Here is a 17135-nt window from a genome sequence, read left to right on the forward strand (position 1 = left end):
ACCTTTCCGCGGGTTGAATGTATCGAGAACGGATCTTGGTGAGCTCTTGGGGTGGCTCGGGGTGGCGCAGTGCGGCCGGGCCTCAGCGCTGGGACTGCAGGTGCGGCCTTCCGCCCGGGTCCGGCGCGGCCGGGTCGACGGTCACGGTGATGGCCGTCGCGCCCAGCACGCTGACCAGGGCGAGCCCGGCGAGGAGCCCTCGGGACGGCGAGGACTTGCGGTGCCGGGCGGGGACACGGCGGGCCCGCGGGTGCGGCCCGGCGGTCGGCGCGGCCGGGGCGGGCGGGCGCTGCTGGGTCCCGGAGCGCGGGGCCGTGTCGCCCCGGGGGGCGGGCTCCCCGTGTGCGGAGTACTGGTTCATCGGAAGATCGGGGTCCTCAGTAGGTCGTCAGTAGGTCGTCAGTAGGTGAAGCACTCGGTGTGGATGCGGCCGGAGGGGACGCCCGCCCGGATCAGTGCCGCAGTCGTCGCATCGGCCATTCCGGGCGGTCCGCAGAGGTAGACGTCATGGTCGGACAGGTCGGGGACGAGCGCCCGCAGGGCCTGCGGAGCGAGCGGGTCGTACGCGGCGTCGGAGCGCCCCACCAGGTAGTGCAGGGCGGCCTGGCGGTCCGCCGCGATCGCCTCCAGCTCGTCGCGCAGGACCAGCTGGCCGGCGTCGCCCGCGCGGTAGAGCAGGGTGAGCTCTCCGGGGCCTGCGGGCAGGGACTCGAAGAGGGCGCGCATCGGAGTGATCCCGATGCCGCCGGCGATCAGCAGCACCTTCGGGCGGGTACGCCGCCGTCCGGTGAGTGCGCCGAACGGACCGGTCGCCAGGACTCTGGTGCCGGGGCGCAGTCCGCGGACCCGCCGGGAGTGCCCGCCGAGCGCCTTCACGGTGATGCGGAGGCGGTCGTCGCGGACGGGCGCGGAGAGGGAGAACGGCAGGGCCGTGTGCCACAGACCGCCCCTCAGGAACCGCCAGCGGAAGAACTGGCCCGGCTCTGCATGGAGTTCGCGCAGCCTGCCGCCTTGGATGGTGACGGAGACGACGTCGGGCCCCTCCCGCTCGACGGTGGCGACGCGCAGCCCGTGCCGCAGCGCCTGGCGGACCGGGACGATCCCGCGGTACCAGGCGAGCAGTACGCCGACGACGGTGTGCAGCAGGGCCCAGAACCAGGTGGTGAGGCCGGTGAGGGAGACGTCGGGACCGGCGAGCTGGTGGACGAAGCCCAGCCCGGCGGCGAGGTACGTGAGCAGGTGGATGCCGCGCCACGCCTCGTGCGAGACCCGGCGGCGTACGGCCCGTGCGGAGATCAGTCCCACGCCTGCCAGCAGGGCGGCTCCGGCGTAGGCGGCGGTGACGGCCGGGTAGCGGATCAGGGCCCCGGTGGCGGTCAGCAGGTCGGTCCCGGTGCGCAGGGCGTACACGAGGAGGGCGAACAGCCCGTGGGCGGCGCACAGGACCAGGACCCACCGGCCGCCGAAGGCGTGCCAGCGGGCGAGGCGGTCGGCGCCCACGCCGTGCTCGACCGCCGGTACCCGGGCCATCAGGAAGAGCATGACGAGGATCCCGTAACCGGCGAGGAGCCCGGTGAGGTGCGCGGCCGCCCCGATGAGCTCGTCGGGCCGGGCGGACGGATGCACCTGGGCGGCCCACAGCGCGATGACGGCGGCCGCCCCGGCGGCCAGACCGGCGCGCAGCCGCTCGGGCGCGGTCTTCATCGTCAGCACGCCGTGCCGGGAGTGCGCGGGAGCGTCATGCCAAGTCCCTTTCACTCATGATCGTCGTATCCCCTGCCTGCCGGTCCGGCGCGCGCCGAAGAACGCCGGCAGGGGACATAGCAGTGGCAACTATGTGCAAATTCGTGCGCGCCAGGCAATGACGAGGAACGCAGAATGACTTCTGTCACGCACACCGTTCCGCCCGATATGTCCGGCAGCGGGAAATATGGGCGACCCTTGGCGACTCGCCGACGGCACCATGCCCGCGCCGTATCGACTTTGCATTCCTGCAGGACAGACGGGCAGGACCGGGCCGCCTAGCACACCCGGGCGCTCGCTTGAAGAACTCTTTACGCTTCCGCTGCACGCTCCGGTCGCGATCATTCTTCGGTCGGCAGCCAGGTCCCGTGCAGGCCGAGGGCCGGCCACAGGACGGACCCGCCGCGGTCGGTGTCGTACCAGCGCAGGGCGTCGTACTCGCCCGGCAGCAGCTCGACCCCGCCGGTCTCCGAGGCCACGGCGAGCCGGCGGTGGCGGCGGGAGACCAGGCGGTCGTCCACGGGCGGGAACTCCACCCGGGCATCGTCGGTGGATGCGTCGCCCACCGTCAGGCGCGTCGTCCTGCGGGCCGGTGTCGAAGGCGTTCACCGTGTGCCACATCCAGAAGGCCTCGTCCGAGGCCCAGCGGACCGGGCCGCCGTCCCTCGGGATCAGCGCCACCCGGGTGGCGCGCTCGGGGCGCCAGGCCAGCAGCGACCCGCCGCTCATCGCAGCCGCCAGGTCGAAGAAGGCCGGTGCGAGGACCAGCACGACGTAGCGCCCGGTCAGTGCCATGTCGTGGATCATCATGGGCCGGTCGACGCCGGCCACCTCCGTCGGCCGCCGGCGGACCGTGCCGTCCGCGCCGATCACCGACCAGGTTACGTACGGCGGCTCCAGGCCGTATCAGAAGACCACCATCTCGCCCGTGCGCGGGTCGATCTTGGGGTGGGCGGTGTTGCCGGCGGGCAGTGCACCGTCGAAGGTCTCCCGGCCCAGCAACGGCCCGGGTCGCGCTCGGGCGGCGCGCAGCGGGCGCGGGGCTCGGGAGGCCCGGGATGGGCATCTCAACCAGTCAAACGGGCGGGCGGCACCCGGGCAACACCGGCGGAGACAGCAGCAGGGCCACGGGGTGACGGCGGTGGCGGTGGCGCCTGGGATGCGGGGGCCCACCGCTGATCGCAGCATGGAGGAGTGACCGTGCGGCCGGCGCCGCTGCCGCCGCCGAGCACCTTTCCCGGCGGAGGCGATGATGGCCGAGCCCGAAACCACCCAGCCCGCCCGCCGCGGCACCGGCGTCTTCTTCGGCTTCGTGCCGTGGATCATCTTCGACGTGGTGGCCGGCCCCAGCACCTGGAAGCTCGCCGCCTTCACCGCGCTCATCGCCGCGATCCTGCTCAGCGTGCCGGAGTTCCGGCGGGGCCACGCCCGCGTACTGGAGGTCACCGGGCTCGTCTTCTTCGCGGTGGTCAGCATCCTCTCCCTGGTCCTCGGCCGGAAGGACCTCCTCTGGCTGGAGACCTACGCACAGCCGCTGTCGAACGGCATCATCGCCGTGGTGGCGCTCGGCTCGCTGGCCTTCACGCCGTTCACGGAGAGCTATGCCCGGGAGTCCGTGGCGCCGGAATTCTGGAACTCCCGCACGTTCAAACACACCAATCGCGTGCTGACCGCGGTGTGGGGCGGCGTGTTCGTCGTCAACACGCTCCTGGGACTGCTCGCCGTCCACACCCGCCTCAACGGGGACTGGCTCAACTGGGTCCTCCCGGTGCTCCTGATCGTGTTCGCGGTGAAGTTCACGTCCTGGTACGCCAGCCGGGTCCGCGAACGGACCGCCCACGGCGTGAGATGAGGTGAGCAGACCCGACGCTGCTCGGTGAACTCGTCGGTTTCCACCGCACCCTGGCCAGGCCGACCGGATGATCGAGATTCGTCGCGCCGGCCCGGGAGACGGGGAGGCGCTGGGTGAGATCCACGCCGCGGCCTGGGAAGCGGCCTACGCTCCCTTCTTCGAGCCGGCGTTCGCCGCAGAGGCCGTCCTGAGCCGGCGCACACGGTGGCACGAGCGGATCACGGCGGGGCCGGAGACGGTCCTGCTCGCCGTACTCGACGGCCGCCCCAGGGCACTGTCCTTCTTCGGCCCGTCCGGGACCCGGCCGGGACTGGCGGAGATCCACAGCTTCTACGCCCACCCGGACAGGTGGGGCAGCGGGGTCGCCTCCGCCTTGATGGCCGAGGCGCTGCGTTCCATGGGCGACGAGGGTTTCGTCCGGGCGCACCTCTGGACGCTGCGCGACACCCCCCGTTCCCGCCGCTTCTACGCCAAGTGCGGCTTCGCCGAGTGCGGCACCACCCGCGCCTTCGACTTCGGCGACGGCAAAACCCTCGAACAGGTGGAATACGAGCGGGCGCTGTGACTCGGGCCCTGACCGACCGGCACTGGTCGTGCCCGCTCCACCGATTGGTTCGCGGTGGTCGGCCGGGGCTGCCCCGAAAGGCCTCGTGCCTGGCATGAGCGCAACACGTACACGCGCTAGTGTTCGCGCGTGAGTCTTTACGTCGTGATGGGATTCGGGCCCGCCGGAGCGGCCACCGCCCGGCTGCTGGCCGAGCAGGGGCATTCCGTACGGGTCGTCACCACGTCGGGCCGGAGCCCGGAGCCCGGCATCGAGCACGTCGCGTTGGACGCGACGGACAGCAGGCGGCTGATCGAGGCGTCGCAGGGTGCGGCCGCCATCTTCAACTGTGCCGCGCCGCCTTACCCCCGCTGGACGAGGGATTGGCCGCCGCTGGCCTCGTCGGCGTGCGCGGCGGCCGAGGCGACCGGGGCCGTCCTCGTCATGCTGGGCAACCTCTACGGCTACGGACCGGTGGACGGCCCCATGACCGAGCAGCTGCCGCTCGCCGCGACGGGCCCCAAGGGGAGGGTGCGCGCGCAGGTGTGGCAGCAGGCGCAGGATTTGCACGAGCAGGGGCGTATCAAGGCGGTCGAGGTACGGGCCTCGGACTTCTTCGGGCCCGGGGTGACCGACGGCGGTCACCTGGCCGCGCGGGTCATGCCCCGGCTGCTGCGCGGCAAGCCGGTCTCCACCCTCGGGGACCCGGACGCTCCGCACAGCTGGACGTATCTCCCCGATGTGGCCGGTGCTCTGGTCGAGGTCGCGGGTGAGGAGCGGGCCTGGGGGCATGCCTGGCACGTCCCCACGGAGCCCGCCCTGTCCACCCGGGAGATGGTCGACCGCCTCGCCGCCCGGTCGCGGACGGAGCCGGTCGCGGTGCGCAGACTCCAGCCGGCCGTGCTGGGCATCGCGTCGGTCTTCTCCCCGCTGATCCGCGAACTGAAAGAGGTCCGCTACCAGTTCGACCGCCCGTTCGTGGTCGATTCCAGCGCCTACGAGGCTGCGTTCGCCCTGCGCGCCACCCCCGTCGACGAGCAGGTCGAGGCGACGGTGGCCTGGTGGCGCGAGCGACTGGTCGCCAAGGGCTGACAGGGGACGACGGGGCGGCATCCGCGGCCGTGACGGCTTCCGCGGCGGGAGGGGAAGCCCCCTGGGCGTGGGTCCGCCGTCCTGACCGATCGGCGGCTGCGGGCAGCCGTTGGGCTGTCAGTGGGGCGTGCGACGATGCAAGACATGATCGTCTCGATGGAATCCCTGCTGCCGGCCGGCGGTGCGCACGCCTCGACCACGTACGCCGACTGGGTCGCCGCCCACGACCCGGACGCGGCCGGGACCGCGCGCGGCCTCATCGAGGACATGCGCACCGAGCTCGGCCGGTCCTGGACCAAGCCCGGCCGGTTCCTGGACACGATGGCGGCGCGGGCGCGGCGGCTGCCGCCTGCGCACCTGCCGTGGTTCTGGGACACCGTGGGCCACCGGTTGATCGGCTACGGGAGCCGGCCGGGCGGGCGGGCCTATGCGGCGGCGCGGGCGGCCGAGACCCGGCACGGGCTCCCCGTGGATCCCGGCTACCGCCGGGCCAACGCGCTGCTGTTCGCGGCGGGCGGGGCCATGCCGGCCAAGGAACTCGGGGCACATCAGCGGTTTCTCGCCGAGACGCTGGAGCCGGCCGCGGCGCATGCGGCGCTCGAAGCGTTCCTGACCGCGTGGGCGGGCTCGGCGGCGGACCTGCCGGCGGATCTGGTGCGCCGGGTGCGGGCCTCCGCCAAGTCGGCCGGGCACGGGGACGCGGAGGTCGCGCGCCTGGTCGGCGCGATCCTGTCGGTTACGCGGAAGAAGGCGGTACCGGACGCCCTGCTGGACGCCGCGGCCCCGCTCCTGACGGCCCATCCGCCGGCGGACACCGTCGCCGCCGGGCTCGTGGAGGTCTTCCCTGACGGGGTCACCGACGGCGGCCCCTGGCTGCGGATGCTGACCGGCTGCGGCGCGGCGGACGGCATGGCGACCGGGCGGTTGGTGCCGGAGGGCGGACTGCACCGCTGGGTCGGCCACTTCGTGCACATGTACCAGTACGCGGCCCAGTCCGGCGGCGGGGTCGCGCGGCAGCCGCTGCCGGCCGAATTCCTCGACCTGGTGGTCCGGTTGGGGCCGCGACTGCGGGCCGAGGGCACGCCGGTGACGGTGCACACCACCCGGTACCACTACCAGGGCTTCGACGCGGACGTGCTGGACGCCTGCCTGGCGGCCGGGGTGGCGGTCGTCGACCCCGGCCCGGAGACCCGGATGCGGTTCTGGGGCGAGCGGTCGCGGCGCGACCTGGCCGCGCTGGCTGCCGACCCGGTCTTCGGCCCCCGGTTGGAGGGCGCCGTACACGCGGGTCTGCTGCCGGGGCGGGCGCCGACGCGCCGGCGCCGGGCCGGCTCGGCGGTGACGTTGCTGCCGGGCAACGAAGGCATCGCCCGCGAGGTCGCCGGCCGCGTGGGCAAGCTCCTCGACACCGTCGCGGGCGGCGGCATGGCGGGAGCCGAGGAGGCCGTGGCCGAACTGCACACCCTGCTGGACCGGCCGACGGTGGCGGCGCTCGACGGCATCGCCGACGCCCTCGCCGAGGCGGGGGCGGCGGGCGCGCTGCGGCGCTCGCTGAGGGCAGGTCTGCCCGAGGAACTGGCCTGGCCCGCCCTGGAGTCGGTGTACGCGGAGTTCGCGGCAGGGGCTGCTCCCGAGGAGGCGGCGGACGGGGCGCTGCCGGGGGTGGCGGGGGTCACCGCCACCTGGCCGGTGCTCACGGTGTTCGGGCGGGACCGGGCGGTCGCCGTCGCCCCGGACGGGGTGCGCGGCTCCTGCCGGTTCACGGTGCCCGACGGCGCGACCATGTTCGCGGTCCACTACGTGGGCGGCTCCTTCCTGGTGAGCTGGACGCTCGCCCCGAGCCCCTACCACTGCGACACCGCCGTCTGGGCCGACCGTCCCGAGGAGCCGTTCACACCGGACGAGGTGGGTGGCCTGGTGCCGTTCGGCGGCAGTCTGGACGGGGCGTACGGCTTCCAGTTCGAGACCGCCGACGGGGGCGGGCGGCACGGCGCCCGCCGGGTGCTGCGCCCAGGTGGCAGGGAGGGCATCGACCGGGACGAGCTGCAGCTCGGCGACGGCGCGCGGATCTGGACCAACGCCGTCTTCGGGCGGCGGCCGTGGGAGGCGGTCGACCCGGTCACCGGGGAGCCGCAGGGCGAGGTCGCGCTGCCCGGCTTCCCGGGCCGTCCCGCGGGCACCGATCCGGTCGCGGAGCCGTCCGAGGCAGGTATGGCCCTGGCCGTGGAGGCGCTGCAGCTGGCGCCGCTGCCCGCCGGTCTGGACGGTTCCCCGCTGGGTTGCCGGGACGGGCTGGTCGGGACCCGGGTGCTGTTCCGCACCCGGCACCGCGACCACGCGCCCGACCACTTCCTGGTGGAGAGCGTGGACGGGCGTACGGCCCGCTTCGACATCGACCGGCCGGGACAGGAGCCGTGGGGGCTGTGGGCGCCGCCGCAGGGCGCGGTGGAGGACGTGGTCCTCGCCGAGGCACAGACCCGGACGGGCGTACGCGCGTACACCGCCGACGGCGTCCTGCTGTGGGAGCAGGACGGGCACACCTCGCCCCGGCATCCACGGGGTACGCCGGTCCGGCAGGTCACCGTGTCGGGCGGCGTGGCCTTGCCTCCCGCCTTCTGGTACCTGCTGCGGACCCGGGACGCTGCCGGGTCCCGGGCGCTGCGGACCCTGGGGCAGGAGACGGCGGACGCCCTGCTGGCGGCCGGCCTCGCCGGTACGGAGGAGCTGCGGACCTCCGTGGCCCGCGAGTTGCCGGACGTCACCGACCCGGTGCTGGTCGAGGCGGTCGTGGCGGTGGCGGCCCGGGCCGCCCGGGTGGAGGAGCGCAGGCTCGCACTGCACCGGCGGGTCACCCTGCTCGCCGAGGCGCCGCCGGTCCTGCCGGCCCGGTCCGCGCCGGACAGCGAGCTGATCCCCGCGCTGTTCGGACTGGTCACGGACAGCGGCTACCGGGACGCGTGGCAGCGGACCGCGTACCCGGCGCTGCCGGCGACGGTGAACGCGCTGGCCGCCGACGGTGCCTGCCTGGCGGGGAACATCCCCGAGGAGGTGCGGCGGCTCGCACCGCCGGCGTTGCCGCGCGACTGGTCCCAGCTGCTGGGCGCGATCGACGCGGTGGCCTGGCGGGCCGCGGTTGCGCCGACGCCGGACGCGGCGCGGAACTCCCTGGTGGCTCTGCTGGACACCTGGGCCGATCAGCCGTTCGCCCGCGCGGGCGGCCGGTGGTGGGTCGGCCGCGCCCCGGGCGAGGTGCTGGACGGGCTGCGGGAGGCCGGGATCGCGGTGGCGTCGGGCGGCGGGCGGGGCGCGGGAGCGGGGCTCTGGTTCGTGGCTTCCGCGGCCGAGGACGCGGTGGGCGACCCGGTGCCGGCGGCGGTGCCGGACGCGCGGGCCGTCCGGGTGGAGCGGGACGACGCCGCGCGCCTGCGGGCCCTGGTCGCCGGGCTCGATGCGCACGGACCGGTCCCGGTGCCGGAGTCGGCCGCCGCGCGGTTCGCCGAACTCACCGGCGTGCGCAGGGCGGTGGCGCGGCTCGTGGTGGCCGGCCTGGTCGGCTGCGCCGGTCGCGAGGAGGACCGTGCCCTGGCCCGCAAGGCCCCGTACCGGGCCACGCCCCAGACGGCCGAGTCCTACGAGCGGCTGCGCACCCGGCTCGGCGGCGCGGGGGCGCGGGCCGTGCTGGCGGCGGCGCTGCCCGAGGACCCGGCCGAACTGTGGCGGGAGGGCGGGGTCCTGGCGGCCGTTGAACGGATGGCCGCGGTCTGGCGGGAGCGCCTCGGGGCGGTGCCCGTCGTGCACGACGACGCGGCGGACGCCCTGGAGACCGAACTGGGGCTCTCCGAGGTGTGGGCCCGTCGGCTCACGGGCGGGTACGAGGCCGCCGCGGACGCGACCGTGGAGGCGGCGGGCTGGGAGCTGGCGGCGCATGCGCACGGCATCGCGGTGGACGTCCGGGCCGTGCCGCCGGCCGGGCCCGAGCTGCCGTACCGCACCCCGGTGGGCCTCGACGTCCGGCGGATGGCGTGCGCGTTGGTGTGGGCGTGGACGGACCGGCCCGTCGGCGATCCCGCGGTGGCCGGCGCGCAGGCCCTGTACGAGCGGCTGCGGGCCGAGCTGGACCGCCCGGAGCTGTTGGTGGCACTGCCCGGCGGGCGGGTGCAGGGCACGTCGGCGCGCATCGCGGAGCGGTTCGGGCCGGAGCGGCTGCCGGTGTCGACGGACCGCCGCAAGGAAGGGGGACCCGCACCGGTGACCGCGTACGACTCCGGTCCGCTGGTGGTGTGCGCGCCCGGCGGCTCCTCCTTCGTGCGGCCGGCGACGCTGGCCGACCCGGAGGTGTGGCGGCGGGTCCGGGAGGTCACCGACCTGGGCGAGGAGCTGGACCGGGTGGCGCCGCTGCTGGTGGGCGGCGGTCTGGAGCGGATGATGCTGCGGGCCCGTTCGGGGGCGGTGCCGGCCGGGGCGTACGAGGCGGATCCGCGCCAGTCCTGCCCGGAGCTGGTCGGGCACGCGGCGCAGGAGCTCGGGGTCGGCGCGGACGCGGCGGCGCTGTACCTCCAGGTGGCCACGCTGGCCGCACCCACCGACCGCAACGTGCGGCGGTGGAACGGCTGGTCGACGAAGCGGCACGCCGAGGCCCGGACGGAACTGCTGGGCACGGACGCGGTGGTGGAGGACAAGCGGGCGCGGGCGGGCCGGACCGTGTTCCTGCCCGGAGACTGGACCGACCTCAAGGCCCCGCACCTGCCCTTGGAAACCGTGAAACTGGCGACGCACCTCGTGCGGCCGATGTGGAGCAACGAGATCCACTCCCCGTTCGGGCGGATCCTGCCGACGGCACCGCTGCACGAGATGTTCGCGGCGGCCTGGGAGCGGCTGCACGGCAAGCTCGGCGGTACCGGCTGAGGCCCGACCGACGGCCGGTGCCCGTCCGGTGTGGACGGGCACCCCGATCTCGTCCCGACCCGCCGGGGCTTTTCGCAGGACTGTGGCGGGGTAGCCGACCAGGGAAAGGGAGCGCGGCGGGACAGACGAGGAGCAGCGGTGATCACTCAGGAGCAGCTTGCAGCCATGGTCGGCTGCACGGCTTATACGAGCGGGGGCCAGCGCGTGGGCGGGGTGGACTACGTCCTGGTGGACGACACCACCGGCAGGCCCGAATGGGCACGGATCACCGACCGGGCCTCGGGGCTGGGCGGTGTGTTCGTCCCCCTGCGCCACGCGGTGCTGGAGGAGGGGCGCCTGGTCCTCCCCTATCCGGTGGCGGTGATCGAAGAGGCTCCGTGCGCGGCGCTGGACTGTGGCAGCGTGCTTTCCGTGGCGGAGGAGGAGCAGCTGTTCGGGCACTACGACCTGAGGGACGCGCGCGAGGAGGTCAACGCCGAGGCCGGCGCGGGTTGGGGGCAGATGGACCGGGCGCAGGCCATTCAGGAAGGCACGGCCGGCCACGAGAGCGCCCTGTCACGTCTTCGGCCGGCCCGGACCGGGCAGTGAGCCGGACCGGGCAGTGAACCGGCCCGGGCGGTGAGCCGGCCCGGCGCAACAGTGAGTCGGGCCGGGCCGGGCGGTGTGCCGGGCCCGGCCGGTTCGCCGGCCGCACCGGGCCGGCCCGGCTGCCGCCTCAGACGGTGAGCACCGCCTTGCCCAGGAGCTCGCGGGACTCGATCGCCTCGTGCGCCGATGCTGCGCGTTCGAGGGGGAAGGTCCCGCCGATCACCGGGCGGAGGGCGCCCTCCGCTGCCGTACGGAGCGCCTGCCCCGCGAGCTCGGCATGTTCGGGGGCGGTCAGCCGGACGTCCCCGATGCCGAGCAGGCGGACACCGCGGGCTGCCGCGTCCGCCGGGTCCACCTGGGCGAAGCCACCCGTGGGGGCGCCGTGGGCCGAGAACCGCCCGCCACCGGCGACCAGCGCGAACGCGGCCAGGCCGACCTCGCCGCCCACCCCGTCCAGCACGACCTCCGCACCCGCGCCGCCCAGTGCCTCGCGGGCCCGCTCCACCCAGTCGGGGCGTGCCGCGTCGACGACGGCGTCCGCGCCCAGGTCCCGGACCAGGGCGGTCTTGCGGTCACCGCGTGCCACACCGATCACCCGTGCGCCCGCGGCCTTCGCCAGCTGGACCAGTACGGTGCCCATGCCGCCGGAGGCGCCCACGATCAGGACCTGCTCGCCCGGCCGGACAGCCGTGGTCGCGAGCAGCCTGGCCGCCGTCACGCCGTCGTGCACCAGGGCCGCGGCGTCCGTGAAGGAGACCCCGTCGGGCACGACGGCCAGCGCCTCGGCCGGGGCCACGGCCAGCTCCGCGTAGCCGCCGGTGGAGCCGATCGAGGCGACGACACGGCGGCCGGCCCACGCCGGATCCACGCCCTCGCCGGTCGCGCGGACGGTGCCGGCGATGCCCCCGCCGGGGACGTACGGAGGGACTACGGGGAAGAACTCCCTGCCCCAGCCGCTGCGCACCTGGGTCTCCACGTAGATCGTGTCCACGGCGGCGACGGCGACCAGCACCTGCCCCGGTCCCGCCACCGGTTCGGGCACCTCCACGGGAACCAGTACCTCCGGAGCACCGAACCCGACCGCCTGTGTCGCGCGCATGGCACCCACCCCTCGCCTCGGCCGCCGGACCCTCCGGCGGCCGTGCCGCGAGTCTCGAACATCAACTGCGGTTGAGGTCAAGCGCGGAGGGCCGGTCCCTTCCGGCTCCGCGCCGGCTCGCCGGGCGGCCGCCGTCGGCGCACCCGGGCGATCCGGTGGGACCGTTCGGGTGCTGTGACAGCCCTGGCCATCGCGAACGCCATGAAGGGCGAGGACGACGGCGCGTTCCACGACGCCTGGTACGCCACCGCGACCCGCTACATCACCCGCGCCAAGGAGGCCGAGCGGCGGGGGAAGAAGGACACGGCGCGCTACCACTACCTCCGGGCGACGGTGTACGCCGGGGTGAGCCACCGCCCGCTGTACGGGAAGCCGGTCGGTCCCCGCCTGGTGAAGGCGTTCAACACCCACCTCGTGGACGGCCCCGGCCAAGGCGCGCCGCTGATCGACGACGGTCTGACGCTGATCCCGGACTGGGAGCGCGTCACCCGCCCGGTGGTCGATGCCGTGGCCGCCCGGCCCGATGTGGACCCGGACAGGATCGTCCTGCAGGGGTGGAGTCTGGGCGGGTACCTCGCCCTGCGGGCGGCCTCGGGCGAGCCCCGCCTCGCCGCCGTGGTGGCCGATCCGCCCGTCTGGTCGATGCTGTCCAACCTTCCCCTCGCCCGTCTCAAGGCGCCCACCACCCTCCAGACGTTCACTGCGGCCGACGGCGCAGGCGACCACCAGGAACAGCAGAACCGGGCTCTCGCCGAAACCGTCATCCTCGACTGGATCGACGACACCCTCAGCTGATCGCGTCTCTCCCGGCGGAGACCGGCCGGCGGTCGCCGGTGAGTTCCAGCCGGCGCCCGGTGAAGCCGGACCGCAGGCGCCTGTCGTGGGTGACCACGATCAGGGTGCCGGTGTAGTGGGACAGGGCCGCCTCCAGGTCCTCCACCACGGACGGGGCCAGGTGGTTGGTCGGCTCGTCGAGCAGGAGCAGGTCGAGCGGGGCCGCCGCGACCAGCCGGGCCAGCTCCAGCTTCCGGCGCTGCCCGGCCGACAGCGCCCGTACCGGTGTGCAGAGGTCTGCGTTGGTGAGCAGACCGAGGTCGGTGATCCGCGCTGCGCCGTGCGTGCCGAACAGCTCGACGGCGGAGCGGGGTTCACGGGCCAGCGGGTCGTCCTGCCGCAGGATCCCGACGTGGGCGGGAACCCGTACCGACCCTTGCAGCGGCGGGAGTTCCCCTGCGAGCACGTGCAGCAAGGTGGACTTGCCCGCCCCGTTGGGGCCGGTCACCAGCAGCCGCTCCCCCGGCTCCAGCCGGAACGAGAGGGGCGCCGGCCGGCCCGGCACGGCGAGTCCGTCGGCTTCCACCACCGCCTCCACCACCGCTTCGGCCACTCCTTGGGCGGCGCCCGTACCGGCGGTGAAGCGGCCGGTGAAGGAGAGCGGCTGCGGCGGCCGCGGCACGGGGTTCTCGGTGAGCCGCTGCAGTCGTTCCCGGGCGTTGCGGATCCGGCTCATCGCGCCGTGCGTGCGCGAGCGGGCCCGGAAGGCGCCGGCCCCGCTGAACCCGCGCGGTCCCTTGCGCGGGATCTCGCCGAGCCGTCCGACGTGGTGGTCGGCGAGTTGGCGGGCACGGCGGGTCTCCTCCTGCCATTCCTCGTACTCCCGCTCCCAGCGCACCCGGGCGGCGGCGCGCGCGGTCAGGTGGCCGGCGTAGCCGTTGCCGTAGCGGTGGACGGTGTGCCGGTCGTGGTCGACTTCGAGGATGGCGGTCGTGACGCGGTCCAGGAAGAGCCGGTCGTGGGTGACGGCGATGACCGTGCCGCGGTGGGCGAGGAGGTGTTCCTCCAGCCATGCGACGGCCTCGTCGTCGAGGTCGTTGGTCGGTTCGTCGAGCAGCAGCAGTTCGGGCTCGGCGGCGAGGGCCGCCGCGAGGGAGAGCCGGGAGCGCTCTCCGCCGGAGAGCGTGCCGAGCCGGCGGTTCGGATCGAGCGGGCCGCGCTCACCGAGCCGGTGCAGGGTGGTGGCGACCCGCCGTTCGGCGTCCCGCCCGCCGCGCGCCTCGTACTCGGCCAGCAGATGCTCGTACCCGGCGAGTCCGGCCGGCCCGGCCAGGTGCAGCCGGACCTCGGCCGAGCGGATGCGGTGCTCCAGGTCGCGCAGGTCCGCGAGCGCGAGGTCGAGCGCGTCGCCGACCCGTGCGGTGGCGGGCAGGTCGAGGGTCTGCGGGACGTACGCGAAGCCGCCGGGCGCCCGTACGGTGATCTCCCCGTGGTCGGGAAGCTCACGGCCGGCGAGCAGCCGGAGCAGGGTGGACTTGCCGGAGCCGTTGTCGCCGACGACCCCGACCCGTTCGCCGGGCCGGACCGTACAGCTGACGCGGTCCAGGACGACGCGGGTGTCGTAGCGCTTGCCGACCTCGGACAGGACGATCTGGGTTGCGGCAAGTGGTGACGTGCGCAAGCGGGTTCCTTCCGCTGGACGACAGGACGCGTGCCTGGAATATCAACGAGACGGATCGTCTCGTCTTGCACGGAGTGGGAATCTAGCGGACCATGCACGGCAATGCAAGACGCTTCGTCTCGTCGATACTCCGCCCGCGTTCCACCGCTCCCCCCGTCGGCGCGTGCGGTTTTGAGCCAACTCACTTGCATGAGACCCGAGTTGATCTGCACTGACCTAACTTCTAGGGCATGCCGGTTCGCCCCAGGAGGTCAGATTGCAGTCCAGGCGCCACCTCGCCGTTGCCCCTGCGCTACGGCGTTCCCACCTGCTCGTCGCCTTCGCCCTCGGCTCGCTGCTGATCGGGATCACTCCCTGGCTCGGGGTCGCGAGCTCGGTGGCCGCCGGCCGTGCCCCGGCGCCCCGGCCCGCACCCACGCCCTTCGACCAGCAGGCGGCCACGCAGTCACCGCACCACGGCATCGCCCCGGCGAACGCCATGGAACCGGCAGCTCCCGTTCTCGACCGGACGGGCTGGACGGCCACGGCGAGCGACGAGGAGACCGGCAGCGAGAACGGCCGCGCGGCCAACGTGCTCGACGGCAACTCCACCACCCTCTGGCACAGCAAGTGGAGCGCCACCCCCGCCCCCCTCCCCCACAGCATCACCATCGACATGCACCGCACCGCGGTCGTCTCCGCGCTCGTCTACCGCCCTCGCGCGGACGGGGCGAACGGGCGCGTCGGCGAGTACAGCGTCAGCGCCAGTACGGACGGGCAGAACTGGGCGAGCCCGGTGGCCACCGGCACCCTCGCGGACGACGGCAGCGCCAAGACGCTCGGATTCGCCCCGCAGGGAGCCCGGTTCGTACGGCTGACGGCCCTCACCGAAGCCGGTGGCCGCGGGCCCTGGACCTCTGCCGCCGAGCTCGACCTGTTGGGCGACCCCGGCACCCCGGAAGCCACCGTCGACCTGCCCCGGACCGGTTGGACGGCCACGGCGAGCGACGAGGAGACCGGCAGCGAGAACGGCCGCGCGGCCAACGTGCTCGACGGCAACTCCACCACCCTCTGGCACAGCAAGTGGAGCGCCACCCCCGCTCCCCTCCCCCACAGCATCACCATCGACATGCACCGCACCGCGGTCGTCTCCGCGCTCACCTACCATCCCCGCCCCGACGGGGCCAACGGCCGGGCAGGTGCCTACACCATCGCCACCAGCACGGACGGCGCGGCCTTCGGCGCACCGGTCGCCGCGGGCACCTGGCGGGACGACGACACGGTCAAGACCGCCACCTTCACCCGCGCCGAGAACGCCCGCTTCATACGCCTGACCGTGACCACGGAGGCCGGCGGACGCGGACCGTGGACCTCGGCCGGGGAGATCCGCCTCAGCGGACCGGCGAACCCGGCCGTTCACGGCGCCTGGGACCGGATCACCGGCTTCCCCCTGGTGCCGGTGGCCACCGCCGCCCTGCCGGGCGACAAACTGCTGGCCTGGTCCGCCTACGCCGTCGACCGCTTCGGCGGCAGCAACGGCTACACGCAGACCGCGATCCTGGACCTGAAGACGGGCAAGGTCACCCAGCGACGCATCGACAACACCGGCCACGACATGTTCTGTCCCGGGATCGCGATGCTGGCCGACGGCCGCGTCCTGGTGACCGGGGGCAGCAACGCGGACAAGGCGAGCATCTACGACCCGGCCACCGACGCCTGGTCCGCCACCACGCACATGAACACGGCTCGCGGCTACCAGGCCATGACACTCCTGTCCACCGGTGAGGCCTTCGTCCTGGGCGGCTCCTGGAGCGGAGCCGCGGGCGACAAGGCCGGTGAGGTCTGGTCACCGGGCACGGGCACCTGGCGGCCGCTCCCGGGCGTTCCCGCCTCGCCGGCCCTGACGGCCGACCCGGCGGGACCGTACCGCGCCGACAACCACATGTGGCTCCACGCCACTTCGGGCGGCAAGGTGCTCCAGCTCGGTCCGAGCAAGCAGATGAACTGGATCTCCACCAGCGGCCAGGGCAGCATCACCGCCGCGGGTCCCCGGGCCGACAGCGGCGACGCCATGACCGGGAACGCCGTCGCGTACGACATCGACAAGCTGCTCACCCTGGGCGGCTCACCCGCCTACGAGAAGACCCCCGCCACCCGGCGCGCCTACACCGTGGGCCTCTCGGGAGGCCGGGCCCAGGCCGCCCGTACAGGAGACATGGAGTACGCGCGCGGCTTCAGCAACAGCGTCGTCCTGCCCGACGGCAAGGTGGCCGTCTTCGGCGGACAGGCCTACCCGGTGCCGTTCAGTGACGCGACCTCCGTCCTCACCCCCGAGTTGTGGGACCCGGTCACCGGCGGCTTCACCCCGCTCGCGACCATGGCCGTTCCGCGCAACTACCACAGCGTGGCGAACCTGCTGCCGGACGGGCGGATCTTCTCCGGGGGCGGGGGACTGTGCGGTGACTGCGCGACCAACCACCCGGACGGGGCCGTCTTCACACCGCCGTACCTGCTCAACGCCGACGGATCGCCGAAGCCGCGTCCCGTCATCACCGCAGGCGTTCCTCCCAGGGCAGCCCCCGGCGCATCGCTCACGGTGATCACCGGGTCTCCGGTGGCGTCCTTCGTCCTGATGCGGGCCGCGGCCGCGACCCACTCCACCGACAACGACCAACGCCGGGTCCCGCTCGTGTCCAAGCCCGCGGGCACGGGCGCGTACACGGTGTCCGTCCCCGCCGACCCCGGGGTGGTCCTGCCGGGCACCTACATGCTCTTCGCCCTCGACGCGCAGGGGGTGCCGAGCATCGCCCGGTTCCTCACCGTCTCCTGAGCCACGCGGTGGTCCCCGGCGTCCCGTACGCCCCGTATGCTCGGTACG

General features: G+C 74.3%; 12 protein-coding genes and 1 pseudogene. 7 read left to right on the forward strand and 6 right to left on the reverse strand.

The features are described 5' to 3' along the window. Window positions 1-82: 82 nt before the first annotated feature. The 4 genes and pseudogenes from AB0B01_RS10600 to AB0B01_RS10615 all read right to left on the reverse strand — a co-directional run. Window positions 83-361, reverse strand: coding sequence for a hypothetical protein (locus AB0B01_RS10600; protein WP_361715471.1), 279 nt, complete (start codon window positions 359-361; stop codon window positions 83-85). Window positions 362-399: 38 nt separating this feature from the next. Beyond that, window positions 400-1704, reverse strand: coding sequence for a ferredoxin reductase family protein (locus AB0B01_RS10605; protein ID WP_361715474.1), 1305 nt, complete (start codon window positions 1702-1704; stop codon window positions 400-402). 380 nt (window positions 1705-2084) lie between these two features. Then, window positions 2085-2309, reverse strand: a complete 225-nt coding sequence (locus AB0B01_RS10610; RefSeq protein WP_361715675.1) for a hypothetical protein — start codon at window positions 2307-2309, stop codon at window positions 2085-2087. An 82-nt stretch (window positions 2310-2391) separates the two neighbouring features. Next, a pseudogene (locus AB0B01_RS10615) lies at window positions 2392-2616 on the reverse strand (carotenoid oxygenase family protein); the annotation flags it as partial. A 379-nt stretch (window positions 2617-2995) separates the two neighbouring features. On the opposite strand from AB0B01_RS10615, the gene AB0B01_RS10620 reads away from it, so the two are divergent. From AB0B01_RS10620 to AB0B01_RS10640, 5 genes are all read left to right on the forward strand, one after another. Then, entirely contained in the window at window positions 2996-3595 is a 600-nt protein-coding gene (locus tag AB0B01_RS10620) for a hypothetical protein (protein WP_361715477.1), read from the forward strand. 67 nt (window positions 3596-3662) lie between these two features. After that, window positions 3663-4160, forward strand: coding sequence for a GNAT family N-acetyltransferase (locus tag AB0B01_RS10625; protein WP_361715480.1), 498 nt, complete (start codon window positions 3663-3665; stop codon window positions 4158-4160). Between the two features lie 129 nt (window positions 4161-4289). Next, a complete protein-coding gene (locus AB0B01_RS10630) occupies window positions 4290-5231 on the forward strand; it encodes an NAD-dependent epimerase/dehydratase family protein (RefSeq protein WP_361715483.1) in 942 nt (313 codons plus the stop codon). Window positions 5232-5375: 144 nt separating this feature from the next. Beyond that, entirely contained in the window at window positions 5376-10136 is a 4761-nt protein-coding gene (locus tag AB0B01_RS10635) for a hypothetical protein (RefSeq protein ID WP_361715486.1), read from the forward strand. 138 nt (window positions 10137-10274) lie between these two features. Beyond that, entirely contained in the window at window positions 10275-10724 is a 450-nt protein-coding gene (locus AB0B01_RS10640) for a PRC-barrel domain-containing protein (RefSeq protein ID WP_361715489.1), read from the forward strand. A 127-nt stretch (window positions 10725-10851) separates the two neighbouring features. Here AB0B01_RS10640 and AB0B01_RS10645 read toward each other — a convergent pair whose 3' ends face one another. Further along, window positions 10852-11823, reverse strand: a complete 972-nt coding sequence (locus AB0B01_RS10645; RefSeq protein WP_361715492.1) for a zinc-binding dehydrogenase — start codon at window positions 11821-11823, stop codon at window positions 10852-10854. A 174-nt stretch (window positions 11824-11997) separates the two neighbouring features. On the opposite strand from AB0B01_RS10645, the gene AB0B01_RS10650 reads away from it, so the two are divergent. Next, window positions 11998-12618: an alpha/beta fold hydrolase gene (locus tag AB0B01_RS10650; protein WP_361715495.1), complete on the forward strand. Its 621-nt coding sequence runs from the start codon at window positions 11998-12000 to the stop codon at window positions 12616-12618. Here the strand turns inward: AB0B01_RS10650 and AB0B01_RS10655 are convergent. Further along, window positions 12611-14248, reverse strand: coding sequence for an ATP-binding cassette domain-containing protein (locus AB0B01_RS10655; protein WP_361715672.1), 1638 nt, complete (start codon window positions 14246-14248; stop codon window positions 12611-12613). The two genes, AB0B01_RS10650 and AB0B01_RS10655, sit on opposite strands and share 8 nt — an antisense overlap. 286 nt (window positions 14249-14534) lie before the next feature. Between AB0B01_RS10655 and AB0B01_RS10660 the strand changes: the two genes are divergently transcribed. After that, window positions 14535-17087 carry a discoidin domain-containing protein gene (locus AB0B01_RS10660; protein ID WP_361715498.1) on the forward strand — a complete coding sequence of 851 codons (2553 nt, stop codon included), beginning with the start codon at window positions 14535-14537 and terminating at the stop codon, window positions 17085-17087. The last annotated feature ends 48 nt before the right edge of the window (window positions 17088-17135 follow it).

It is taken from the genome of Streptomyces sp. NPDC044571, assembly GCF_040647115.1.
Taxonomy (GTDB): domain Bacteria; phylum Actinomycetota; class Actinomycetes; order Streptomycetales; family Streptomycetaceae; genus Streptomyces.

Coding starts and splice junctions, on each gene's coding strand:
- AB0B01_RS10625 (WP_361715480.1), top strand. CDS start 3,663: ATGATCGAGATTCGTCGCGCCGGCCCGGGAGACGGGGAGGCGCTGGGT.
- AB0B01_RS10605 (WP_361715474.1), bottom strand. CDS start 1,704: ATGAAGACCGCGCCCGAGCGGCTGCGCGCCGGTCTGGCCGCCGGGGCG.
- AB0B01_RS10645 (WP_361715492.1), bottom strand. CDS start 11,823: ATGCGCGCGACACAGGCGGTCGGGTTCGGTGCTCCGGAGGTACTGGTT.
- AB0B01_RS10600 (WP_361715471.1), bottom strand. CDS start 361: ATGAACCAGTACTCCGCACACGGGGAGCCCGCCCCCCGGGGCGACACG.
- AB0B01_RS10620 (WP_361715477.1), top strand. CDS start 2,996: ATGGCCGAGCCCGAAACCACCCAGCCCGCCCGCCGCGGCACCGGCGTC.
- AB0B01_RS10635 (WP_361715486.1), top strand. CDS start 5,376: ATGATCGTCTCGATGGAATCCCTGCTGCCGGCCGGCGGTGCGCACGCC.